At 63.7% G+C, this 23,147-nt stretch carries 19 protein-coding genes and 2 tRNA genes; 1 reads left to right on the forward strand and 20 read right to left on the reverse strand.

Features of this window, described 5'->3' with window-relative positions:
• Window positions 1–40: 40 nt before the first annotated feature.
• The gene (locus tag G7Y82_RS12095) at window positions 41–580 is read right to left on the reverse strand and encodes a hypothetical protein (RefSeq protein WP_168148388.1); all 540 of its coding nucleotides are present in this window, start codon (window positions 578–580) and stop codon (window positions 41–43) included.
• A 230-nt stretch (window positions 581–810) separates the two neighbouring features.
• Between G7Y82_RS12095 and G7Y82_RS12100 the strand changes: the two genes are divergently transcribed.
• Window positions 811–1,365 carry a DUF2939 domain-containing protein gene (locus G7Y82_RS12100; protein WP_168148389.1) on the forward strand — a complete coding sequence of 185 codons (555 nt, stop codon included), beginning with the start codon at window positions 811–813 and terminating at the stop codon, window positions 1,363–1,365.
• A gap of 47 nt (window positions 1,366–1,412) precedes the next feature.
• Here the strand turns inward: G7Y82_RS12100 and G7Y82_RS12105 are convergent, their stop codons facing one another.
• From G7Y82_RS12105 to G7Y82_RS12195, 19 genes are all read right to left on the reverse strand, one after another.
• Entirely contained in the window at window positions 1,413–3,716 is a 2,304-nt protein-coding gene (locus G7Y82_RS12105) for a phage tail tape measure protein (protein WP_168148390.1), read from the reverse strand.
• 621 nt (window positions 3,717–4,337) lie between these two features.
• A complete protein-coding gene (locus G7Y82_RS12110) occupies window positions 4,338–7,247 on the reverse strand; it encodes a DUF927 domain-containing protein (RefSeq protein ID WP_168148391.1) in 2,910 nt (969 codons plus the stop codon).
• The gene (locus G7Y82_RS12115) at window positions 7,195–7,485 is read right to left on the reverse strand and encodes a hypothetical protein (RefSeq protein ID WP_168148392.1); all 291 of its coding nucleotides are present in this window, start codon (window positions 7,483–7,485) and stop codon (window positions 7,195–7,197) included. The genes G7Y82_RS12110 and G7Y82_RS12115 overlap by 53 nt, the downstream gene beginning before the upstream one ends.
• Before the next feature lie 172 nt (window positions 7,486–7,657).
• Complete coding sequence (locus G7Y82_RS12120; RefSeq protein WP_168148393.1) at window positions 7,658–7,861, reverse strand: helix-turn-helix transcriptional regulator; 204 nt, start codon at window positions 7,859–7,861, stop codon at window positions 7,658–7,660.
• A gap of 79 nt (window positions 7,862–7,940) precedes the next feature.
• Window positions 7,941–8,606 carry a hypothetical protein gene (locus G7Y82_RS12125; RefSeq protein WP_168148394.1) on the reverse strand — a complete coding sequence of 222 codons (666 nt, stop codon included), beginning with the start codon at window positions 8,604–8,606 and terminating at the stop codon, window positions 7,941–7,943.
• A gap of 103 nt (window positions 8,607–8,709) precedes the next feature.
• Window positions 8,710–9,183, reverse strand: coding sequence for a JAB domain-containing protein (locus G7Y82_RS12130; RefSeq protein ID WP_206370635.1), 474 nt, complete (start codon window positions 9,181–9,183; stop codon window positions 8,710–8,712).
• Between the two features lie 175 nt (window positions 9,184–9,358).
• Window positions 9,359–10,597 (reverse strand): tyrosine-type recombinase/integrase, encoded by a 1,239-nt coding sequence (locus tag G7Y82_RS12135; RefSeq protein ID WP_168148396.1) that lies wholly within the window; start codon window positions 10,595–10,597, stop codon window positions 9,359–9,361.
• 173 nt (window positions 10,598–10,770) lie between these two features.
• Window positions 10,771–10,844, reverse strand: a tRNA-Cys gene (locus G7Y82_RS12140).
• A gap of 78 nt (window positions 10,845–10,922) precedes the next feature.
• Window positions 10,923–10,998: transfer RNA gene (locus tag G7Y82_RS12145), tRNA-Gly, on the reverse strand.
• A 95-nt stretch (window positions 10,999–11,093) separates the two neighbouring features.
• On the reverse strand, window positions 11,094–11,657 hold the full coding sequence (gene pgsA, locus G7Y82_RS12150) for a CDP-diacylglycerol--glycerol-3-phosphate 3-phosphatidyltransferase (protein ID WP_168148516.1): 564 nt from the start codon (window positions 11,655–11,657) through the stop codon (window positions 11,094–11,096).
• 52 nt (window positions 11,658–11,709) lie between these two features.
• The gene (gene uvrC, locus G7Y82_RS12155; RefSeq protein WP_168148397.1) at window positions 11,710–13,518 is read right to left on the reverse strand and encodes an excinuclease ABC subunit UvrC; all 1,809 of its coding nucleotides are present in this window, start codon (window positions 13,516–13,518) and stop codon (window positions 11,710–11,712) included.
• 67 nt (window positions 13,519–13,585) lie between these two features.
• A complete protein-coding gene (locus tag G7Y82_RS12160; protein WP_168148306.1) occupies window positions 13,586–14,782 on the reverse strand; it encodes an SH3 domain-containing protein in 1,197 nt (398 codons plus the stop codon).
• Window positions 14,783–14,883: 101 nt separating this feature from the next.
• Complete coding sequence (gene uvrY, locus G7Y82_RS12165; RefSeq protein ID WP_168148398.1) at window positions 14,884–15,543, reverse strand: UvrY/SirA/GacA family response regulator transcription factor; 660 nt, start codon at window positions 15,541–15,543, stop codon at window positions 14,884–14,886.
• Between the two features lie 475 nt (window positions 15,544–16,018).
• Window positions 16,019–17,326, reverse strand: a complete 1,308-nt coding sequence (gene aceA, locus G7Y82_RS12170) for an isocitrate lyase (RefSeq protein WP_168148399.1) — start codon at window positions 17,324–17,326, stop codon at window positions 16,019–16,021.
• Between the two features lie 344 nt (window positions 17,327–17,670).
• Window positions 17,671–19,038, reverse strand: coding sequence for an MATE family efflux transporter (locus G7Y82_RS12175; protein WP_168148400.1), 1,368 nt, complete (start codon window positions 19,036–19,038; stop codon window positions 17,671–17,673).
• Window positions 19,039–19,106: 68 nt separating this feature from the next.
• Window positions 19,107–20,381: a CE1 family esterase gene (locus G7Y82_RS21195; protein WP_206370636.1), complete on the reverse strand. Its 1,275-nt coding sequence runs from the start codon at window positions 20,379–20,381 to the stop codon at window positions 19,107–19,109.
• 107 nt (window positions 20,382–20,488) lie between these two features.
• Window positions 20,489–20,977, reverse strand: a complete 489-nt coding sequence (rraA, locus tag G7Y82_RS12185) for a ribonuclease E activity regulator RraA (RefSeq protein ID WP_168148401.1) — start codon at window positions 20,975–20,977, stop codon at window positions 20,489–20,491.
• A complete protein-coding gene (locus tag G7Y82_RS12190) occupies window positions 20,974–21,489 on the reverse strand; it encodes a disulfide bond formation protein B (RefSeq protein ID WP_168148402.1) in 516 nt (171 codons plus the stop codon). The genes rraA and G7Y82_RS12190 overlap by 4 nt, the downstream gene beginning before the upstream one ends.
• A gap of 22 nt (window positions 21,490–21,511) precedes the next feature.
• Window positions 21,512–23,044, reverse strand: coding sequence for a fumarate hydratase (locus tag G7Y82_RS12195; protein WP_168148403.1), 1,533 nt, complete (start codon window positions 23,042–23,044; stop codon window positions 21,512–21,514).
• Window positions 23,045–23,147 lie beyond the last annotated feature (103 nt).

The raw sequence follows: 23,147 nt of genomic DNA on the forward strand, positions 1-23,147 counted from the left end.
CGACATGTCGCACCCGCATATGCACGCTTGCAGCCTTCGATCAGAACGCGCTCAGGGGGCAAAGTGCGGCCAGCAAATACGGCGGTTGCCCTGAGAATCCGTAGTAGCCACGGTGCGCTGCGTTAGCACGCTGTGCCGGAAGTCCATGACCGCCGAAGCTCCATTCGGCATCCCCGGCAAACCAGTTCGACCGCGCGAACTGCTCTGCCGCGACCCAAGAAACTCCGGCGCCGCGTAGAAATACACCGGCCAAGCAGTCGGCCTGCAGCTCTGCTGCCGTTCCGGAAACGTTGCCCTGAATCATATGTCCCCATTCGTGGGCAACAATCCCGGAGGCGGCCCAAGGCCCGAAGGTGTTTGCCATATAGTCCAGCCAGTTTTGATCAACCAGGACGACGCCAGCGCTTCGGTTCGCAAAGGCTCCGTTTGACCCGGGGGCCTGGCACATGGGAACAGACGTGCCCCAAAACTGGTTGAGGGCCTGTTGATCGTCTAGAGCATGCGTTACCGGCACGCACTGGGCGATGGCCTGCTGTGACAGCGTGATCGCGCAGCACGACAAGATGATTGCCTTGAACATCGTCAGCCTCCCCTTGGCTCCCCAGCCACCATGCTTTCCGAAAGGAAAAGCGCATATAGAATCCGGTCAAGATCCACCGGTGTCTGTGATCCAGATCACATCACTTGGCAGTGGCCGTCAGACAATTGCTGCAGCAACGGCACAGCGGTCCGAGATTGCGTCAGAGGCGGCCCGATCCCGCCGGACCGTCATGTGGCGGGCGGTGTAAGTTAACCGGAGGGGTGGCGCGCATGAATAAAGTCTTCGCAATCGTAGCTGTAGCCGTGGTGCTGGTCGTCGGCTACGTCGCCGTTGGCCCGTTCGTTACGTTGTACGGCATCCAGCAGGCGGTGAACGACAAGGATGCGGAAGCGCTACGGGACAATGTCGACTTTCCGGCGCTGCGCGAGAGCGTGAAGGGGCAGTTCACGGCGGCGATGACTCAGCAGATGAAGCAGAGCGACACCGAGAGCAACGGGTTTGCCGCGCTGGGCGCAGGCCTCGCGATGCTGATGGTCGACAAGGCAGTTGATCAGTTCGTGACGCCGGAAGGTTTGACTGCGCTGCTCGCGAACGATGCACGATCGGCGGCACCGGCAGACCAGACGCAACACGACGATGAGCCCGACAAGCGCGTCCATCTCATTCGCGGTGGCCGAACGGATTGGAGCTTTCAGACACCTAGCCGTTTTCTGGTGACGATCCACGGAGACAAAGGCAAAGATCTTGGGCTGGTCCTGCGCCGGCAGGATTTGACCTGGCGACTCACCGCGATACAGCTTCCGCCTGGGTTGTTTGAGCAATAAAAAGGGCGCCGCTCATCACTGAGGGGCGCCCCGGTCAATGTGGCGCTTCAGCGCCGCGCCACCTTCGGAAGTCTCCGCACGCCGGTTCGGTCGTTTTGCGCTTTCGTCATTGGGCCGTTGTTCTCCGCATCGTGAACAGCCATTGCGTAGCCTCGGACCGAAGCGACATCTTCTGTGTAACGGAGCCGCACGGCCAGCTCTCCATGCCGCACGAACGGTACGGGCTGCACCGGGAAGCCAAGCTCGCTGATCACGCGTACATCACGGTTCCCGCCGCCGCTCGCCATGGCGCTCATACCGGGCACATTGGGCGCACTGTTCATCGCCTCAAGCACGCCACGATAGCGTGCCGTCGCCGCTGCATTGACGACGAACTCGCGGCCGTGCACGACGCCCGCTACCTGCTTGGTTCCGAAGTCACCGGTATAGCCGCCAGACTCGAAGCCAACGCCTGAAATCTTGGCGACGTTGACGGCTTGCGCGACGCCCACGGCCCCAGCGAGAACGAAATTCAGCGGAGGTGGCGCAGCCGCCAATGCCTTCTGCACCGCAAGGATTCCGTCGATCGTGGCCTGTGCGATGGCAGACGCCTTGCCGATCGCGGCCAGCTTCTTGTTCCCCGATTCACTCAGTGTGGCAATGTTGCTGAACGTCTCGCTCAGCACGTCGAGGCGCGCGATCTGGCGTGCCTTCTCAAGCGCCAATAAGTGGTCTTGATGCTCTTGTTCAAGCTGAGCTTCTTTGTCGTCCCATAGGCTCTGCAGGTCCGCTCTGTCCTTGCGGAACTCGTCGAGCATCTGCAACTGGTTGTCGTACCACTTTTCTAGCTGTTGCCCGGCGTCGTCGATCTTGCCCAGCTCGCCGAATGAGCCGCCGACGACCGCATCGATGCCACTGTATTGAGGGGCATCCTTGAAGCTCGACACCATCTGCTGAAGCTGTTCCTGTTGTTTCTGGTAGTCCTCGACTGCTTTCTGTGCGGCGTTGAACGCGTCGATGTTGTCGTGCAGCTGATTGATCATGTCGAGCTGTGCGTTTGATGCCCCTTCGGCCGCGGCGCGATACAGATCAAGCGCCCGAGCGTTGTAGCCGAGCGTCGCGGACTGGTCGGCCAACGACGCAATCATGTCGTCGACACGCTTCTTTTGCGCCGCCTGATCAGTTACTGCTTGATATGCCGCAGTGCTGTTTCCGAAGTTGATGACCTTGCGCCCGTCATCCTTGCTGCCCGGCGGTTTGCCTGCTGGCGTCTGGCTCGCTTTGTCGATCGCTTTGTTGCCAGCTTCCCATGCTTTGACGATCGCCTCGATGTCTTTCGACGTCGAGTCGCGCGCGTCGCTGAAGGCTTCCTTCATCACGGCCATTGCCGCGTCGCCGTTTTTGGCGAACTTGTAGATTGCTTTGCCCGGAACAACCATGTCGGACCAGTTCAGGTGCAGCTGTTGGCCGGCAGCTGCGAGGCCGCCGATCACGGTTCCCAGGTCAACGAATGCGCCCTTCGCGACGAGTGCCGACACGATGACCAGGCGAACCCCCGTGTTGATTACCTCCGTGGCGTTCGCGACATTCTTGGAGTCCGTGGCCCACGCCTGATATTGCGTCGCCAGGTCATTGAGCGTCGGTAACAGGTTGTCGGCCACTCGGTTGTAGAGGCCTTCCGTGGTCTTGGCAATCATGTTCAGATGATCGTTGTAGTCCTCGGCGGCTTTGCCTGTCGTCTTCTCGATCACGAGTCCCAGGCGCTCAGCTTGTGCCGTCATGTCGGCGATGCCCTGGCTCCCGCCATTGAGCAGTGGAATCATGTCGGCGCCGGCACGGCCGAACAGTGCCATGGCAACGGCAGTCTTGGACGCCGTGTCCTGGCTGTGCTGAAACGCGTCGGCTACCTCGTTGACGTACTGATCTGTCGACTTGTAGTGGCCGGCGGCATCGGTCAACGAAATGCCGAGCGCATCGAAGGCGGACTTCTGTTCTCGGCTGCCTTCGATCGCCATGTGCACGGTCTGATTGAACTTGGCCAGGCCGGTCTCAAGCGATCCGAAATCAACGTCCGAGAAGTCGGCAGCGAACTTCAGCCCGGACAATTCCTTGATGCCGATGCCGAGCTTCTGTGACGACTTGCTGAGCTGGTCAGCCTGATCGATAGCGTTCTTGATCCCATCACCCATCCTGCGGCCAACATCGATCGCAGCGAGTGCCGCCGCGATGTTCTTCGCCGCGTTCTGAATGCCTTTCTGTATGGCTTCGGCGCGCTGCTGCGACACACGCTGCGCACGCCCCATATCGGTTTCGAACTGCGCGGTGTCCGCGCGCATGTCGATGAAGAGCGATCCCAATGACCCTAGATTCATGTTGCGTATCTCCTGATGCGTGATTGATTAACTGCGGCTGTGGTTAACAAGCGATGAGCCGCGACAGCGGAGGCGTCGCGGTTACGTGCGGGCAGCGCGGCGGCATGCGCGGCCGCTTTAGACGCGCCGAAAATTGATAGACGAACGCCCGCTCCTCCACATGAGTGGCGCTGCCTTGTCGGTCGAGGTATCCGCGAGATCCATCGCGTCTCAACATCGCGAGGGTGATCGCGGCGCTACCCCTGAGCGCGTTAATACCCCCCCCTCTTAATTTCGCGGTTTTGCACACGAAGATTGGGCGACGGTTTCCGCTCATAGGCCTGGAAAGTTTTTTGATCCCCATGGGGCCTTGCTTTGAATCTGCGGGGTCAGCGTGGACAGCGGGGACAGATCGCGTAACCCATTGATTGGATGAGGCTGTTCTGTCCCCGCATGGCTGACACCGCAGCGGGACAGTGCGGGGACTGCGGGGACAGATGCGCGGCGCATCATTTGTCCCCGCTTTGTGTTTTGCGGGGACAAAGCAGGGACAAGAAGCGGGGACAAAAAACCTTAATGAATTCATGGTGAAACACAGAGTGTCCCCGCTGTCCCCGCTGACCCCGCACGTTTGATAGCTCGTCATTGCGCGGCCTCACTCTTCGGGGTGTCGGCGCCTTCGCTGGTCTCGCTGGTCTGCCAGATGCTCGGTAGGATCACGTAGCACCAGGTGAGGCCGAGGCGGGGTAGCCGTACGCGCTTGGTGAATTTGCGGCTCTTCTCGTCGCGCTCCAAAGCGCCGGCCGCTGCCAGTGCCCGCGCCACGTCGCGATGGTCGAAGCCGGTGCACATCTCTTCGCGGAAGGTCTCGCGCAGCACGTAGAAACCGTCTGCCGATTCGAGCGTGCCGCTCTGCACGAACGCCTTGCGAAAGCCGGCGCGGTCCTTGGTGATCCACTGGCTGTCGCCGTCGTCGGTCCACGGCGCAAAGCGCGACTCGCCGTGCCGTTCGAGGAACTGGCGCACCTGCGCAACCATGCGCGCCGGCTCCAGATTGCGGGCACCGCCGCGCTGCTCGATCCAAGCGCGGAAACAGGTCTGCGCCGCACGCTCGGCCTCGCCGGATTCCCAGCCGGTAATCCCCATCCGCGTGGCCAGCTCACCGGCAGCGGCAACCAGCGCAAAGCGCGATGCCACACGCCATGCCTGGCCGTCGGCCTGCGGTGGCAGCTCGCGCTTGCAGAAGGCGGCACGCTCGGCACGCAGGCGCTCGGCCAGCTCGTCGCCTTGGCGAATCACCCCCTCGATAAAGGCGGGCGCTGCCGCCCCGTGGTGCTGCGCGGCGGCGGCGGTGATTGCTCGCGAGAACGCGGCCGCATCGGCGTAGCCGTGAATGTCTTCGAAAAGGCCCAGGCCGGCACCGGCATCGGCGCCGATCTCGGCCAGACGCGTCTCCTGTCCGGCCTGCGCGGTCTTGCCATCCTGGCGCATGTGCTCAGCGAGGCTGATCTCGCCCGCGCTCAGGAACAGCAGCCGCCAACGCAGGACGGGGCGCGCAGTGCCCGTGCGGTGCGCGCGCTGTTTTCCCTCGCCGTTGCCGAGCATGTAAGCCGCGTTGCCGGCCACCTTCGGGTCAACCTGTGCCAGCTCATCGAGGATCAGCAGCGCGTCGTTGTGCATCGACGCCACGGCCTCTAGCGCGTTGTCGGTGGCGCGCCAGCGACGCAGATAGTCGGTACCCCCGAAAATGCTGGCGGCCACACGTAGCGCGGTCGTCTTGCCGGTGCTCGATCCGCCGCGGAAGTGAAAGCCGCCAGGCTCTTCACCGGTGATCTGCAGCAGCATCGATGCAAAGGCCGTCGACACGGCGAATGCCAGCCGTGAATTGCCACGGCACAGATCGGCAACGTCGCTACGCCAGTCGGCCAGCTCGCCGGCTTGCTTGTAGACCCGATCGCGCAGGCTCTCGGACTGGAAGTACACCGGCTCGACGGCATCGCCGATTGCGCGGTCGGGCAGTACGAACACACGATGCACGCCTTCGCCGTGCCAGCCGGTGCGCTCCACGCTGCGGGCGAGCTGTGGCGGCTTCGCATCCGCCAGATAGGTGACCAGCAGATTGCGGGCGCGCTGTGAAGGCGGAACGAAGAAACCCTGTCGCAGCAGCTCGCTGCGCATCTCTTCGCCTGAGCCGCTGAGCATGCGCCAGGGCAAGGCCCAACGATGTTCAATGCGGTCCTTGTCGTCGAAGGACAGCAAGATCCCCCAGTTCTCTTGATCGGTGTCGCGCAGGTAGGCCAGGACGCGCAGTGGCGGGCAGACGCGAAAAGGGGGCTCTAGGTCGTCGCCCTGTTTCTGCCGACCGCGAAACCACACACCGACCTCATCAAGTGTGAAGCCGGCCGGGTAGTCGTCGCGGGATATCCGCTTGTTGGCGTTTGGCTTGGCCCGGTGTTCGTCGAGCTGCACGACGCGGGCGGCTGCGCTCCGCCCCTTGCCGGCGGGCGCGGCGGAGGGCACCGCAGCGGCCGTCTGCGGCACGTCTGACGTATCGGCGGCCGCTGATGCTTCTACCCCACGCAAAAGCGCCTCACGCGCTGCGCCAGCGCCGCACGCCGCCGCGTAGTCGTTCCAGTCCGTGCCGGACTCGCCGGGCTCGAAGGCGGGAAACAACAACAGGCCATCGACGGCGGCCGCGGCTTCGCGGCCCTTCGTCAAGCCTGCATTGACGCTGGAACCGTGATCGTTGTCGGCGAGGATCACGAGGCGGGCAGCGGGGAACTTCGCGCGTAGCGCCTCTGCAACAGGGCGTAGGTTGCCGGCGTCGAATGCCACCGCGACAGGCCAGCCGGTCAGCGCGTGAACGGTGGCACCCGTGGCGTAGCCCTCGACGATGCCGAGCACCCCGTCAGCGGTTGGCTTGCCGATGCCGTGGTAATGGCCGGCCTTCGCCGTGCCGGTGCCGAACATCTTCGAGCCGTTCGGCTGAATGAACTGGCAGCCATGGAGTTCGCCGGCTGTGTCGCGCAGTGGGATCAGCAGCTGCTCGCGTAGCTGGCGGATGCCGAATGCACGGACGCCCTTGTCCATGAGGTACTGATGCTTGGCGGAAACGCGCGGGTTTGCCTGTTCCCACAGCTTCGCGGCCTTGGCCTTCGCCTTGGCGCGCTCGGCTTCGAGCGCTGCGGCACGCTCGGCGCGCGCCGCTTCCATACGCTTACGCAGCTGCTCGCGCTCGGTGGTGCTCAGCTCTCGGCCGATGTTGGCGTGCCAGGTATGCGAGGTGCCGCCGTCTCGCCATGAGCCAAATTCCCCGGCAGGCAAGCCATCACCGTAGAGCACAAACCAGCCATTGCGGCTGCCGCGTTTATCGCCCTCCACGTGGAAGCGATGCAGCGCGCCATCGGCTGTCACGACCGAGCGATCGGACAGCACCACGCCGGCCGAGCACATCGCTCCAATGAACTGGTCGACGATCTCCCCAAGGGACAGCGAGCGGTCAGTCATGGGGCGCGTTGTCATGCTGGTAACCCTTGCACCAGCCACCGGCATCGACCTTGAACTCATCGCCAGCCGCAGCGAACAGATCGCGCTGTCCTTCGCGGCGCTTCCGGCCACAAACGAAGCTATGGTCGTCTGAGTGGTAATACTCGCGCTCACTGCACGTGCCGCAACGCTCGCCGTTCTGGCGTTCGTGCTCCGGTTGCGTGTGCGCCGGCCGATTAAGAAGCGCGCGCCATACGGCGTCCCAAGCTCCGCGCTGCAGAGGCAACATGCGCTGGCTGCTCATGACACATCACCATGCGCAGCTGCTTTGCAGTTCGCGCACGCCTCATCAGCAGACGAGCACGGTGGCGAGGTGTGCGCCGGCAAAAGCTGCTCGCGCGGCGTCGGTGGCGCCTTCGGCGGTAGCTGTCCGCGTGACTTGGGTGCGCGACCGCGCATCCAGCGCTTGAGCCAATTCATTGCGCATCGCCACGTGCAGAGGCCGTGCACTTCTCAATGTAGGCGGCAATCTCGTCGGAGCGCCAGACGCTCAGGCGCGCACCCAGCTTCAGCCTTTTCGGGAAAGCTCCGTCCCGTTCGCGCTGGTAGACGGTGGTCTTACTGAGGCCGGTGCGCTGGCAGACATCAGGCAGCCTGAGAAGGTGGACTTCTGCGGTCATCGTTGCGTTCCAGTGAGCCCGCTTGCGTGCGGACGGTGGCAACGATGGGGCGCGCGGGTACTACCGGCCTAGGGCAGATTTATTTGATTTTTGAGGAATCTGCCCGCGTCGATGCCAGTCTGCGAACCAACCTCTCGTCAATGGCATCATCGTTGAACGCAACAGATGCTATGGCTGCGACCTCGCGTGCGGTGCGCTTGCTTTTGATATTCAAAATGAAGAGCGCGCGGCTCGCCTTTGCGTCTCGGGGCTTCTTCAAAGCTTGACGCACGCGTGCATCGCTAAGCTGTTGTTCGCGGTAATGTTGAAGTGAGTCTCGAAGCGTCCAATCTACAGCGGAAACTGCGTCCTCAAGCCGTAGCATTTCCCTAAAAAACTCAGGAACATCATCTCGACGAGGAATCGAGACGCCCATTTTGGATGCGGCTTCCATTAATACAATATCTCGAACTGGAAACCCCCAATCCTTCGGCGGGTAAGGCGCCTCATCCATCAGTTGAAGCAGTGTGTCGAGCGTCTTCTCAAACTTTGTTAGCCATTGTTGGCGCTCGCGTTGGGTTTTTTTGTCCCAAGGGCTGTCGTACAAAGCAACCTCAAGTTGACCAGCGATCATGCGCAAACCAGGATCATCTATGCCAAGAGGCCAAAATCCCTTTGTGTCTTCATGCGATAGAAGGCGGGCTGTGGCCTCTCGCACAAACTCCGGATAGAAATCCAACCACCCATCTGGATTTTTCCCATTCATCGCGCACCCTCATGCGCGCCTTCATAAAGCCGCCACGCCAAGCCGGTGAAGGTGGTCCGGCCTTTCGCCCCGTCGGGCTAGGCGTGGTGGTGATCGTTGTCAGCTATAGCCATCCATGTGCTGCGAATGACGTGGGGCTATTACGCCCGCCAACGACAAGGTGATCAAGCACCCGTACGTCGATCGTTGCCAGAGCTTGGCGCAGACGATCAGTAAGCACGCGGTCGTTTACCGATGGTTTGGTCACCCCTGATGGATGGTTGTGCGCGAAAATCACGGCGGCCGCGCTGTTCGCCAGCGCGCGCTTTACGACCTCACGCGGATATACCGCAGCACCGTCGAGCGTGCCCGTCGCGAGAATTTCGAAAGCAATGACTTGGTGCTGAGCATTCACGAACAGGCATGCGAATTTCTCGACATCCCCATCAGCCAAGCAAAGATGAAGGTATCTCTCTACTGCCAGAGGATCGCACATCGTTGGACCGGGCTTTCGCAGGCGTTTATCCAATATCTTGAGCGCCCGATAAATCGCTCTGTCCTCACGCGTCGCGTCTTCCGGCAATGCGGACGGAAGCATGCTCTGCGGCGGTGGTGGGGGCGGTGTAACCGTTCTTGCGGTGCTACGCTTCTGTGCAGCTCGTGCCATGGTCACTCTCCATGTTGCGAGTCAGGGCCGGCAGCGTGGTTCCAGCACGCCACCGGCCCGCCTCAGTGCCCGGCCGAGATCCGCCGCCGGGCTTCGCGGTGAATCGTCAGGCGGCGCGCAGCGGCACCACGCTTGTGCGCCTGCGCAGCGCATCCAGGTAGTCCGCCCACGCCTGCATCATGGCCTTGCGCTCATCGAGGTACGCGGCACGGTCATAGGCGGCGCCGAGTGGACCGGCGGCCTTGTGCGATAGCTGGCGCTCGATCGCATCTGTCTTCCAACCCAGCTCCGCCAGCAGGCTGCGCGCCGTGGCACGGAAGCCGTGGGCGGTCATCTCGTCATTGGTGAAGCCCATGTTTCGCAGCGCGGTGCGTACCGCGTTGTTCGACATGGGCCGCATGCGGGTCTTGGTCGACGGGAAGACGTAGAGCGGCGCATCCGGCCGCAGGCTCACAGCCTGCCCCGTCAGCGGCTGCAGCTCGCGCAGGATCTCCACCGCCTGCGCCGGCAGCGGCACGATATGGCTGTGCGAGGTATGCCGCCGGCTCTTGCTGACCACGTAGCGCCACTGCGCCGCGTCCAGGTCCAGTTCATTCCACTGCATCTGTCGAATCTCGCCGGGCCGCTGGAATAGAAGCGCGGAGAGCTTCAGCGCGGCGCGGACCTCGATCGTGCCGCGGTAGCCGTAGATCGCTTGCATCAGCCGCGCCACGTCGGCCGGATCGGTGAACGCCGCGAAGTGCTTCACCGGCTTTACCCGCCGCTCGCCGCGCAATGGCTGCGTGGGGTCCAGCTCGGCGATGCCGCGACGGATGGCGTAGCGAAAGACCTGGCCCACCACCGTGCGAGCCCGGCGCGCGGTTTCCTCGACGCCACGCTCCCGGATGCGGTCGAACACGGCGATCAGCTCACGCGGCTTGATGTCGGCGATCGGGCGCTGGCCAATGTGCGGCAGCACGTCACGTTCGAGCATACGCATCACTCGCTTCTGGTAGTCCGCCGTCCCGCCCGACAGTTCGTCAGCCTTCCAGCGCTCGACGACGGCGGCAAAAGCACTGAGCGTTGCGGTAGCGGAAACGCGGCGAGCCTCCTTGCGTGCATCGCTGGGGTTCACACCCACCGCGAGCTGCCGTCGTGCGTCGTCTCGGCGTTCTCGCGCCAGGCTCAACGGCACCTCAGGATAGGTTCCGAACGACAGCAACTGCTCACGACCAGCAAAGCGGTACGCGAATCGCCACCACTTGGCCCCGTTCGGGTTGATCAGGAGGATCAGGCCGCGTTCGCGGGGCAGCTTGTACGGCTTCGCCTTCGGTTTGGCGTTGCGGATCTGCGTATCGGTGAACATGCGGGTAACTTTCCGGGGCGTCTGTGCTCCCGAATCAAGTTACCCGCAAAGTTACCCGCTGCAAGTGCCGGATGTACCCGCACGTTGGCGAACGTTAAAAAACGACAGAACAACAAAAAACCCCGCAAAAAGCGAGGTTTTCGGACGTACTGGAACGTTGGCGAACGTTAAAATGGAGGCTAGGGTCGGAATTGAACCGGCGTACGCGGATTTGCAGTCCGCTGCATGACCACTCTGCCACCTAGCCTCTGAACCGAACACGACAGCGATGCTGTCGCCTCAGACTAAAAAACCCCGTGGTCGGAACCGCCGGGGTTATTCGATTTGGAGCGGGAAACGAGGCTCGAACTCGCGACCTCAACCTTGGCAAGGTTGCGCTCTACCAACTGAGCTATTCCCGCATCGAGGACGCGTATTTTAGGGGCGCCCGGCGCTAAGTCAAGCATTTTATTAGGTCATTTTTTGCGCAATTGCGCATGACCTCGATTTCGGCGCCTCAGGCGCCGGTCTCGCGCATCATCGGCCAGGCCGCGCGCAGGTAGTTCACCATGCTCCAGATGGTCAGCGCCGCGGCAACGAACAGCAGCCAATAGCCGATGTCGTACCACGGGACGCCGAACAGCGGGATCTTCCAGATCATCATGCCGATCGCCGTCATCTGAAAGCCGGTCTTCCATTTGCCGATCCAGCTGACGGCGACACTGGTGCGTGCGCCCAGCTCGGCCATCCATTCGCGCAGCGCCGAGATCGTGATTTCACGACCGATGATGATGGCAACCAGGATGCCGAGCACACTACCCGGCGCGTCGCGCAGCAGCATCACCAGACAGACTGCGACCAGCAGCTTGTCGGCGACCGGATCGAGAAACGCGCCGAAGCGCGTGGTCTGTTTCCAGCGCCGTGCCAGATAGCCGTCCAGCCAATCGGTGAAAGCGGCCGCGGCGTAGAGCACGCACGCCACCTGCCGTGCGTGCGCCCACGGCACGTAAAACAGCGCAAGGACGACGGGAATCACGGCGACGCGTGCCATCGTCAATATCAGCGGCAGATTGAGGCGCACTCCGTTGCTTTCCTTGTTGGTGCCGTCGAGTCGATGCGTCGATAGTAACCAATCAATGGAAGTGAGCGTAAACACGCTCGGCCAGGGTGCGGGATACACCTTCGACGCGCGCCAGATCGTCGACCGCGGCACGTTTGATTTGTGCCAGCCCACCGAAAGCCTTGAGCAGTGCTCGACGGCGGGTCGGCCCCAGGCCTTCGATCGATTCGAGGTCGGAACTGATGCGCGCCTTGTCGCGCCGACCCCGATGGCCGGTGATCGCGAAGCGATGCGCCTCGTCGCGGATGCGCTGGATCAGGTGCAACGCCGGCGAATCCGGCGGCAAGCGCAGGGCCCTGTCCTGCTCGGGTACGATCAGTTCTTCCAGGCCGGGACGGCGCGTCGGCCCCTTGGCGATACCGACCACGCGCAGATCGGTCATCTCCAGTTCGTCCAACGCTTCGAGCGCCGAGTTGAGCTGCCCGAGGCCACCGTCGATGAACAGCACGTCGGGCGCCTGCACTTCCCCACTCTTGACCCGCGCGAAGCGTCGCGACACCGCCTGACGAATCGCCGCGTAGTCGTCACCGGGCGTGATGCCGTCGATGTTGAACTTGCGGTAGGCCGCTTTCAGCGGCCCTTCCTCGTTGAACACCACACACGACGCGACGGCTTTCTCGCCGCCGGTGTGCGAGATGTCGAAGCATTCGAGACGGCGCGGCGGCGTTTCCAGATCGAGCGCGCGCTGCAATTCGAGCAAGCGCTCGTCCATGCTCGCCGCCTCGACCAGGCGTGTCGACAGGGCCTGCGTCGCGCTGTTCATCGCCATGTCGAGCAGGCGCCGCTTGCTGCCGCGCTGCGGCACGGCGATCGACACCTTGCGCCCGGCACGATGACCCAGCGCTTCTTCAAGCAGCGCCGACTCACCGACCGGATGACTGATGAGAATCTCCGGCGGCGCCGGCTGCTCGAGATAGTGCTGGCTGATGAAGCTCTCCAGCAATTCCTCGGCGCCGGTATGGGCGGCATGCTTGGGAAAGTGGCTGCGATGGCCGAGGTTGACGCCGTCGCGCACGCTCATGACGACGACGCAACTCGTCGAGGGATGCTCGGCGACGACAATGAGATCAAGGTCGTCGGCACCGCCGCTGATCACGCGACTCTCGCGCACGCGCTTCAAGGCGGCGATCTGGTCGCGGATGCGCGCCGCCAGCTCGAATTCGAGATCGTCCGATGCTTTCTGCATCGAGGTGCCGAGTTCGTCGGCCAGCTCATCGGCCTTGCCTTCCAGCAAGCGCGCAGCGTTGCGCAGTTCGGCGCGATAGTCGTCCTCGCTGATCAGGCCGACGCACGGCGCCGAGCAGCGTTTGATCTGGTGCTGCAGACACGGACGGTCACGGTGTGCGAAGAAGCTGTCGCGGCACGGTCGCAGCTGAAAGAGTTTCTGCAGAGTGTTGAGCGTCTCGCGCACCGCACTGGCGGACGGAAACGGTCCGAAGTAGCGCTCGCCGTTGATCTTGGCGCCGCGGTAGTAGCTGATCCGCGGATAGCGATGCGCCGAAAAGCGCACGTACGGATAGCTCTTGTCGTCGCGGTACATGACGTTGTACCGCGGCCCGAACTCCTTGATCAGATTGGCTTCGAGCAGCAGCGCCTCGTCTTCGGTGCGCGTCACCGTGACTTCGACGCGGCGAATCTGCGAGACCATCGACTCGATGCGCGGGTTGCCGCTGGCGCGCAGAAAATACGTGCTGACGCGCTTCTTCAGGTTGCGCGCCTTGCCGACGTACAGCAGTTCGTCGCCGGCGCCGAACATGCGGTAGACGCCGGGTTGCGTCGTCAGCTGCTGTAGAAACGGTCGGTGATCGAAAGGCTCGGACATCGAATCGGCGGCGGTTGCGGCAAGCCCGCCATGGTAGCGGACTGCACGGCGCCGCCGGCGCCGCGCCTCAGGGTTGCAGAGCCGACTGTTGCACCCAACCGCTGGCGCCGTCGCCGGTGACGTAGCGCCAGTCGCCGAGCGGATTGTGAATGACGCGCGGATCGACCTTGACCGCGGCGCCGGCCGGCAACTCGCCGACGGTCTCGGCGGTATCGAGCGGTTGCGCATGCACCGTGATCGCCTGCGGCAAGGTGAAGGCGCCGCTGATCGGCTCGGCAGGCGCCGCCGCAGCGACGACGGGCGGCGGCGCGGTCGGGACCGGCGCTTCAGGCAGCGGAGCGGCAGCCGGAGGCTGTACCGGTGCGGCAGGCACAGCAGCAGGCGTCGGCACCTCGTCGGCCTGCGCATCGGCCTGCACCGCATTGAGCGTATCGGCCGGTGGCGCCACGGGCGGCGGGGCCGCCGGAACCGGCGGCGCGCGATCAGACCACTGCGCGGCCAGCGCCTCGGCCGTCGCCCGATCGCGATCTTCGGCGGTCTGCGGCGGCGCGGCGGGCGCGGCCTGCGCAGCGGCCATTGCCGCCTCGCTCGGTTTCAGCATGGGCCGCGTGCCCTTGGCGAAGTCCTCGCCGATTGCGGCGCCGATCGCCAGCATCGCGTCCTTCAAGCCACCAGCCGACGCGTCGACATCGGCGTGCAGCGCGGACGCCGTCAGATAGCGATACTTCGGGTCGACCGGCAGGCGCACGGCCTTGCCGGCGTCACCGGCATAGCCCGCGTTGAATTGACGGGCGTAAAGCGAGTCGTGCGTATTGGGATCGAACAGTTGGACGTCGACTTGCACCCAGGGCTGCAGGGCTCCGTCCTTGCCCGGCGACACGTAAGCGATGCGCTTGAGGCGCACCAACAGGATCGCGTCGGCGCCGGAGCGGGCGGCAGCCGAATCCGGTGTCACCTGCCCGCCATAACCACTGTAGTCCTGGGTGAGGTAGTTGACGTGATAGCCGCTGTCGCCGAGGCGCCGGCTGATCGACTCCGCCAGCAGCGGCGCGAACTGGATGCCGGCACTGGCCAGCAGCTGCGCGTAAGCGGTCGAATGGCTCTCGTTGTCCTTGCCGTAATGGTCGATCTGCTCGACCTGCGGTTCGCTGATCTGCAGCAGTGCCACCGTGCGGATACGGCTGGCGACTTTTTCGTCGAGCACGTCCTGCGATGCGCAACCGCCGATGCCAAGCATCGCCAGCAACACCGCCACAACCATCACAGACCCACGATCCCCAGCCTTCATTGGCTTCGCGAACAACATGACCTTTCCCCAATATTCGCGTCCGCCGCGACCTTGCAGCGGTTTCTCACAACACCGACTTATGGCGTCGGCGGCTCGACCTTGTCTTCCAGCAGACCATAGCGCATGGCCATGCGCGTCAGCTCGACGTCATTCGAGACATTGAGCTTCTCGAACAGACGATAGCGATAGGTGCTGACCGTCTTCGGCGACAGATGCAGGCGGTCGGAGATTTCCTGCGTTGAATAACCCTTGGTCACCATCAGCATGACCTGCGTCTCGCGCTGCGAGAGCTGGTCGAACGGCGACGCACCACTCGGCCCCTTGACCAGGCTCGCAGCCAGATTGCCGGCCACATCGGCCGCCACATAGTGACCGCCGGTGTGCACGCGACGAATCGCCGCCACCACTTCTTCGGCTGCCGAGTCCTTGCTGATGTAGCCGGCCGCGCCGGCCGCGAGCATGCGGCTCGGATACGGCTCTTCAAGGTGCATCGAGACCACGATGACCTTGATTTCGGGATTGCGCTGGATCATCCGCCGCGTCGCTTCCAGACCGCCGATGCCCGGCATGTTGATGTCCATCAGCACCACGTCCGGCGCCTGATTGCGGACCAGCTCCAGCGCTTCTTCGCCGCTGCTCGCTTCGGCGACCACTTCCATGTCCGCAGTTTCCTGCAATACGCGACGCAATCCGGCGCGAACCAGACGGTGGTCGTCGACCAGCATGATTCGAATCATTTGAACTCCTTGGATCAATTCATGATAGTCGTTGTTGCAACGCACACAAGAACTTTCGTACGCACTGTGCGAAAAAAATTCGTCGTCCAGCTTGCCGGCAGACGGCGGGTGGTCAAGGCATGACCAGCGGTCAAGACGCCCGACAACTCAGCGTCGCCGCCCCTCGATGAGCGTTTAACGCGCCGCGAACAGGATTCGGCAGCGCCCCTGACCGGCACCTGGACCCCAGGCTGTGCAGAAGCCATGCCGACGTTCCAGTGCCGTGAAGGACTGCACGCGCTTCGCCATCAAACAAAATGCGACAGCCCCGCGCCACGGACGAAGGCGATCGCGGCCCAATAGAAAGAGGCCGCCCGAAAGCGGCCTCTCTCATCAGCGAAAAGGGCCGCGCGAAGCGGCCCTTTTCAAGTTTCATCTCAACAGGGCTGCGACACGAGGTGCCCCGCTGGCGGAGCGCCTCGCGCCACACACCCGCTTAGTGAAACTGCTCTTCTTCCGTCGAGCCGGTCAGCGCCTTGACGCTGGAAACGCCGCCCTGGATGACCGTGGTCACATCGTCGAAGTAGCCGGCGCCGACTTCCTGCTGGTGCGAGACGAAGGTGTAGCCCTTCTCGCGCGCCTCGAATTCCGGCTGCTGGACCATTTCGGTGTAGTGGCGCATGCCTTCACCGCGCGCGTAGTTGTACGCGAACTGGAAGGTGTTGTACCAGTTGATGTGAATGCCGGCCAGCGTGATGAACTGGAACTTGTAGCCCAGCGCCGACAGTTCTTCCTGGAACTTGGCGATGGTCTTGTCGTCGAGGTTCTTCTTCCAGTTGAACGACGGCGAGCAGTTGTAGCTGAGCAACTGGCCCGGGTTCTCCTTGAGCACGGCCTGCGCGAACTCGCGGGCGAAGCCGAGGTCCGGCGTGCCGGTTTCGCACCAGACGAGGTCGGCGTACGGCGCGTAGGCGACGCCGCGGCTGATCGCCTGCTCGAGGCCGTTCTTGACGCGGTAGAAGCCTTCCGCGGTGCGCTCGCCGGTGATGAACGGCTTGTCGTTCGGATCATGATCCGAAGTCAGCAGGTTGGCCGCTTCGGCGTCGGTACGCGCCAGGACGATGGTCGGCACGCCCATGACGTCGGCCGCGAAACGCGCGGCAACCAGCTTCTCGACCGCTTCCTGGGTCGGCACCAGCACCTTGCCGCCCATGTGGCCGCACTTCTTGACGGCGGCCAGCTGATCTTCGAAATGCACGCCCGAGGCACCGGCGGCAATCATGTTCTTCATCAGCTCGAAGGCGTTGAGCACGCCACCGAAGCCGGCTTCGGCGTCGGCCACGATCGGCAGGAAGTAGTCGACGAATTCCTTGTCGCCCGGGTTGACGCCCTTGGCCCACTGGATTTCGTCGGCGCGCTTGAACGTGTTGTTGATGCGACGAACCATCGTCGGCACCGAGTCATACGCGTACAGCGACTGGTCGGGGTACATCGTTTCCGACGTGTTGCCGTCGGCGGCGACCTGCCAGCCCGACAGGTAGACGGCTTCGAGGCCGGCCTTGGCCTGCTGCATCGCCTGACCGGCGGTGATCGCGCCGAACGCGTTCACGTAACCCTTCTTGGCGCTGCCATTGATGGCGTCCCAGAGCTTTTCGGCGCCACGCTTGGCCAGCGTGTATTCCGGCTGCATGCTGCCGCGCAGACGGACGACGTCGGCAGCGGTGTATGCACGCTTGACGTTCTTCCAGCGGGGGTTGGTCGCCCAGTCCTGCTCAAGGGCCTTGATCTGCTCTTCGCGCGTCATTGAATCGATCCTCACGGGGATGAAAGAAACGGGGCCTCAGTGCCCGCGCGGTGCCCGACGGATGTTGCAAGTCGCGTCGAATCAGGCGGCGGACCCTTGGGGGCCGCAATTATAGAAACCGTCATGTTGCAGCACAGCACTCAGGAATCAGGTGTCCGTTGTCACTTCGGCCACTGCGCAATGAGAAATCATGATTTCCTTATTTTCCCGGCGCTTGCGGGCGTCACGCCGATGAAACAGCGCTGAATCGGCGACGCGACAAGGCGTCACGCACGCTACACAACCGGGTCGCGGCGGCTCGCACGCGACGCTTTCAGGGCGCGGCGGCAGCGGCCGCCGGATATTCAGAGCGGCGCGTCCGCCGTCGTCGCCTCGGGCGCCGGCGGCAACCGCCGGTGCAACTCGCGCCGCAACAGGACGACATTGATGATCAGCTGCCCGACCGATGCGCTCACCGACAGCACCCAGAGCCAGACCGGCGAGAAGCGCGGATCGCGCGACAGCAGCAGGCCGCCGCCCATCACCGCTCCGATGCGGGTCGCCGAGCCGATCAGCGATGGCAGCGTGTTGCCGAAGCCGGAAAATACGCCGCTGCAGGCAAAGATCACCGCAACGGCGATCTGGTTCCAGGCAATCCAGCGCAGGAAGTCGGCGCCCGCCACCAGCACCTGGGGATCATGCGAGAACGGCCGGATCAGCGCCGCCGGCGCCACATGGAAGGCGATGCAGAACAAGGTTGCGACCACCAGATTGAAGCGCAGCGCATGCATGAACGCCTCGCGTATCCGCGCGCCATGTCCGGCACCGTAGTTCTGGCCGACGATCGCGGCGGTGGCGAAGGTCACCGCCATGCACGGCATCATGCCGGCCTGCAAAATGCGCATGCCGATACCGAATGCGGCCTGCGGCGCCGGCCCGAAGCGCTGCAGCATGGCCATGATGAAGCTCATGTAGACCGCCATCAGCGCCAGTTCTGCACCGGACGGCAGGCCAATGCGCATCATGCGCCAGGCCAGCCGCGGTGCCAGACGCCATTCGCTACTGAAGAACTGCGTCTTGCGCACGACGTGCAAGAGCAAACCCGCGACGCCGAGCGCGATCGAAATCAACGTGGCCAGCGCCGCACCGGCGACACCGAGGGGATGGCCGCTGCCCCAGCCGAAGATGAGCACCGGCGCCAGCATCATGTTGAGGACGACCGTCACCAGCTGCGCGATCGACGCGGTACGCACGTCGCCGACACCGCGCAGCGCCGCGGACAGCACGAACATCGGCACCTGCAAGGCCAGCGCCGGAATGAACGGACCGAGGAATTCGCGCGTCAACGCCGCCGTGCGCAGATCGCCAGCCAGCGTGTCGCCGTAGAGGCCGCGGCCGGCGTACATCAGCAGCAACAGCAGCACGGCGAGCACGCCGGAGACGCTCTGTGCCTGCGTGAACAGCCGCCGCGCCTCGGCCATGTCCTTGCGCCCGGCAGCCTGGGCAATGAGCGCGGCAGCGCCGATCGCCAGCGTCTGCCCGACCGCCATCACCACCATCATCAGGTTGCCGCCGAGCGCGACGGCCGCGATCGCTTCGCGGCCGAGGCGACCAACCCAGAACAGATCGATGATGCTGTACAGCGTCTGCATCAGCATCGTCAGCAGCATGAAGCCGCTCATGCGCAGCAGATGCCCGCGTACCGGGCCGCTGGTCAGATCCTGTGCCGCCATGTTCGGATCGCCTCGATCGCGCTGCTGCAGCGCACCGACGACGCTTCACACGCCCTCAGCGGGCGCGCTTACTCGTCGCCGGCGGCCAGACGCAGCAGGTCGTAGCCCTCCAGCGTCGCATCGAAGTTGGCGGTATGACTGCCGAACACCAGCTGGCCGACGTTGGTTTCGCGGTCGCTGCCCGGCCAGTTGTGGCCGCCGCCATCGATGGTCACCAGGAAGTTGCGGTAAGTGCAGGTATCGGCCGGTGTGTAGTCGATCGTCACCGTCATGTCGTCGACGTAGTTCAGCATCTGCACGTTGTCGTCCGTGGCGGTGCAGCCATCGATGCTGTTGAAGTGCGTGTGGATATCCGGAATCGACACCGTCGTCAGCAGCGCCACGCCGTTATAAGGCGTCGTCGTGTCGTTGGTGCCGTGCACGATGACCGAGCCGAGTGGATGACTGCTCGTGCAGCGCCCGGTCATCGAGTTCTCGGTGATTTCGCTCGACACCGCCAGCACCGCCTTGACCTGCTTGTACGTGCAGCCATACAGGTAAGCCATGGTCGCGCCGTTCGACAGGCCGGAGACGTAGATCGGCACCGAGCTGTCGATGTTGTAGTTGCTCCGCGCGTCGGTGACCACCTGATTGAGCCAGGTGATCGTCGGGTCAACCTGTCCCTTGTCGAGCGCGGTCCCGCTGGGCCAGCGCGACGTCTGCACGCCCGGCGTCAGCGACGGAGCCTGCGGCACCAGGACCAGCACATGACGCGCTTTGGCCAGCTCCTGGAAGCGCACGATGTTGGTAAACGCTCCCTTGTTGGCCAGCAGGTAGTGCAAGCCGACGTAGATCGCGTCGTAGCTGGTGGTCGTGCTGGCCTTGATCGCGTAGTAGGTCGAGGTGTAGTCCGACGTACTGGCGGTGTACTCGGCGTACTCGACGCCATCGCAGGCGATCGGATCACGCTGCAACAGATTGGCGTCGGCGTCGACCGGGCAGATCGTGCCGGCCAGTGGCGCGCAATTTTCCGTACCGTCGGCAACGTCGGCCGCAGCCTTTTCCGGAGAGAAGCCGCTCTGGCAACTGGTCTCGGTGCCGGTCTCGCCACCCGTCGTGTCGCCACCGGTGGTGTCACCGCCCGTCGTGTCTCCACCCGTGGTATCGCCGCCGGTCGTGTCACCACCGGTGGTATCACCACCCGTGGTGTCGCCACCGGTCGTATCGCCACCCGTCGTCGCACCACCTGTGGTCTCGCCGCCGGTGCTCGAGCCACCGCCGTCATCACTGCCGCCCGAACCACCGCAGGCCGCGACCAGCAGCAGCAGCGCCAATCCGGCGGCCCACATCAACCTCTTGATCATCCCCAACCCCTGCTATCTCCACCTGCGCCTCGCCGCGCGCTCATGGTGAAGTCGATATGTACCGGATCGCCGTCGGCCCTCCCCGATGCGGCGCCCTAAATCCCGTCCTACTTCTCGTCGTGAATCGGGGTGTCCGACACGACGATGCCGTCCGCATCGGCGTACAGCCACTGGCCGGACTTGAATGTCACGCCGGCGAACGTCACCGTGCGATTGCGATGGCCGCTGTGCAGACCTTTTTCCGACTTGCGCGGATGCGTGCCCAGCGCCTTGACGCCGATCGCCTGCTCGACGATCTCGCCGGAATCGCGAATGAAGCCGTTGACGACGATGCCGGCCCAGCCGTTGTCGACGCCAAGCTGGCCGAGATTGCCGCCGACTAGCGCACAGCGCGCCGAGCCGCCACCGTCGACCACCAGAACCTGGCCATTGCCGCGCTCTTCGAGCAGCGCGCGCACCATGGTGTTGTCCTCGAAGACCTTGACGGTCACGACCTGGCCATAGAACTCGGTGGCACCACCGAAATCACCGAAAATCGGCTCGGCGACCTGCGCCTCGGGGTGGGCGTCGGACAGATCGGTTGTCGCATACGTCATGAAAAGCTCCTAGTCGGCTTCCGTGCCAGCAAAGGCAGAAACAATGAATACAGCGTAAATCCGATGAAACTGACCAACACCCAGCCCGGCAGGGTGATGCCCAGCCACTGCGCGTCGATCTTGGCGCAGCTGCCGTCACCCTTGAGCACGGTGATGATCACCTGGTTGATCGGCATGATCTCACGCAGGTAGTCCAGCGTCGGCCCGCAGGCCGGCACCTGATCTGGCGGCAATCCCTGCAGCCAGACGTGACGCCAAGCAATTCCGATGCCGACCACGGCGACCAGCGCCGCCAGCCCGGCATACGCCCAGCGGCCCGCGGCCTTGGGGCCATGAATCACACCGACCAGGAATACCAGTCCCAGCACCGCCATGACGACGCGCTGGAAGATGCAGAACGGGCACGGCTCGTAGCCCAGCGTCTGCTGCAGATACAGGATCGCGAACCCCAGCGCCCCGTAGCACGCCAGAAACCCGAGCAGGCACAACAAGCGAAAATTGAGCAGGTTCACGTCGTGCGTCCGCGTCGAGCCTTCAGGCCAGGGCCACCGGAATATTGCCGATCTTGCCGGCGATCTTCTGTTTCCACAGCTTCGGCCCGGTCTCGTGCACCGATTCGCCGCCGGCGTCGACCGCCACGGTCACCGGCATGTCCTTGACGTCGAACTCGTAGATCGCTTCCATGCCGAGGTCCTCGAAGCCGACGACCTTCGACGCCTTGATCGCCTTGGCGACCAGATAGGCCGAACCACCGACCGCCATCAGGTAGGCGCTCTTGTGCTTCTTGATCGCTTCGATCGCCGTCGGACCGCGCTCGGCCTTGCCGACCATCGCGATCAGACCGGTCTGCGCCAGCATCATATCGGTGAACTTGTCCATGCGCGTCGCCGTGGTCGGACCGGCCGGACCGACGACCTCGTCGCCGACCGGATCGACCGGGCCGACGTAGTAGATCACGCGATTGGTGAAGTCCACCGGCAGTTTCTCGCCCTTGGCGAGCATGTCCTGAATGCGCTTGTGTGCGGCATCGCGGCCGGTCAGCATCTTGCCGTTGAGCAGCAGCGTCTGGCCCGGCTTCCAGCTGGCCACTTCTTCCTGGGTCAGCGTATCGAGGTTGACGCGCGTCGCGACCTCGGTGTTCGCCTCCCAGGTGACGTTCGGCCAGTCCTCAAGCGTCGGCACCGGCAGCTCGGCCGGGCCCGTGCCGTCGAGGTGGAAGTGCACATGACGGGTCGCCGCGCAGTTCGGGATCATCGCCACCGGCAGGTTGGCGGCATGCGTCGGATAGTCGAGGACCTTGACGTCGACCACCGTCGTCAGACCGCCGAGACCCTGGGCGCCGATGCCGAGCTGGTTGACCTTCTCGTAAAGCTCCAGGCGCAGTTCCTCGGCGCGGTTCTGCGCGCCGCGCGCCTTCAGGTCGTGAATGTCGACCGGCGCCATCAGCGATTCCTTGGCCAGCAGCATCGCTTTTTCCGGCGTGCCGCCGATGCCGATGCCAAGAATGCCCGGCGGACACCAGCCGGCACCCATCGTCGGCAGCGTCTTCAGCACCCAGTCGACGATCGAGTCGGACGGATTGAGCATCACCATCTTCGACTTGGCTTCCGAACCGCCGCCCTTGGCGGCGCAGATCACTTCGAGGTGATGGCCCGGGACGATCTCGTAATGGATCACCGCCGGCGTGTTGTCCTTGGTGTTCTGGCGCTTGCCGGCCGGGTCGGCCAGCACCGAGGCGCGCAGCTTGTTGTTGGCGTCGTTGTAGGCGCGGCGCACGCCTTCGTTGACCATGTCGGTCACCGACATCGTCGAATCCCAGCGCACGTCCATGCCCACCTTCAGAAACACGGTGGCGATGCCGGTGTCCTGGCAGATCGGCCGATGCCCTTCGGCGCTCATGCGCGAATTGGTCAAAATCTGCGCAATCGCATCCTTTGCCGCCGGGTTTTCCTCACGCTCGTAGGCCTCGCCCAGCGCGGTCACGTAATCGAGCGGATGGTAATAGCTGATGTACTGAAAGGCGTCGGCAATCGACTGAACGAAGTCTTCCTGGCGAATCGTGGTCATGAGGCTCGGAGCGTTCGTGGGATGGGTTTTCAGGGCGCGAATGCTACCGGAAAACCGCTATCCGTGACCTGACATCGCCCGCCACGCTGGATGAAGCCGCTTT

It is taken from the genome of Solimonas marina (assembly GCF_012241385.1).
Classification (GTDB): domain Bacteria; phylum Pseudomonadota; class Gammaproteobacteria; order Nevskiales; family Nevskiaceae; genus Solimonas; species Solimonas marina.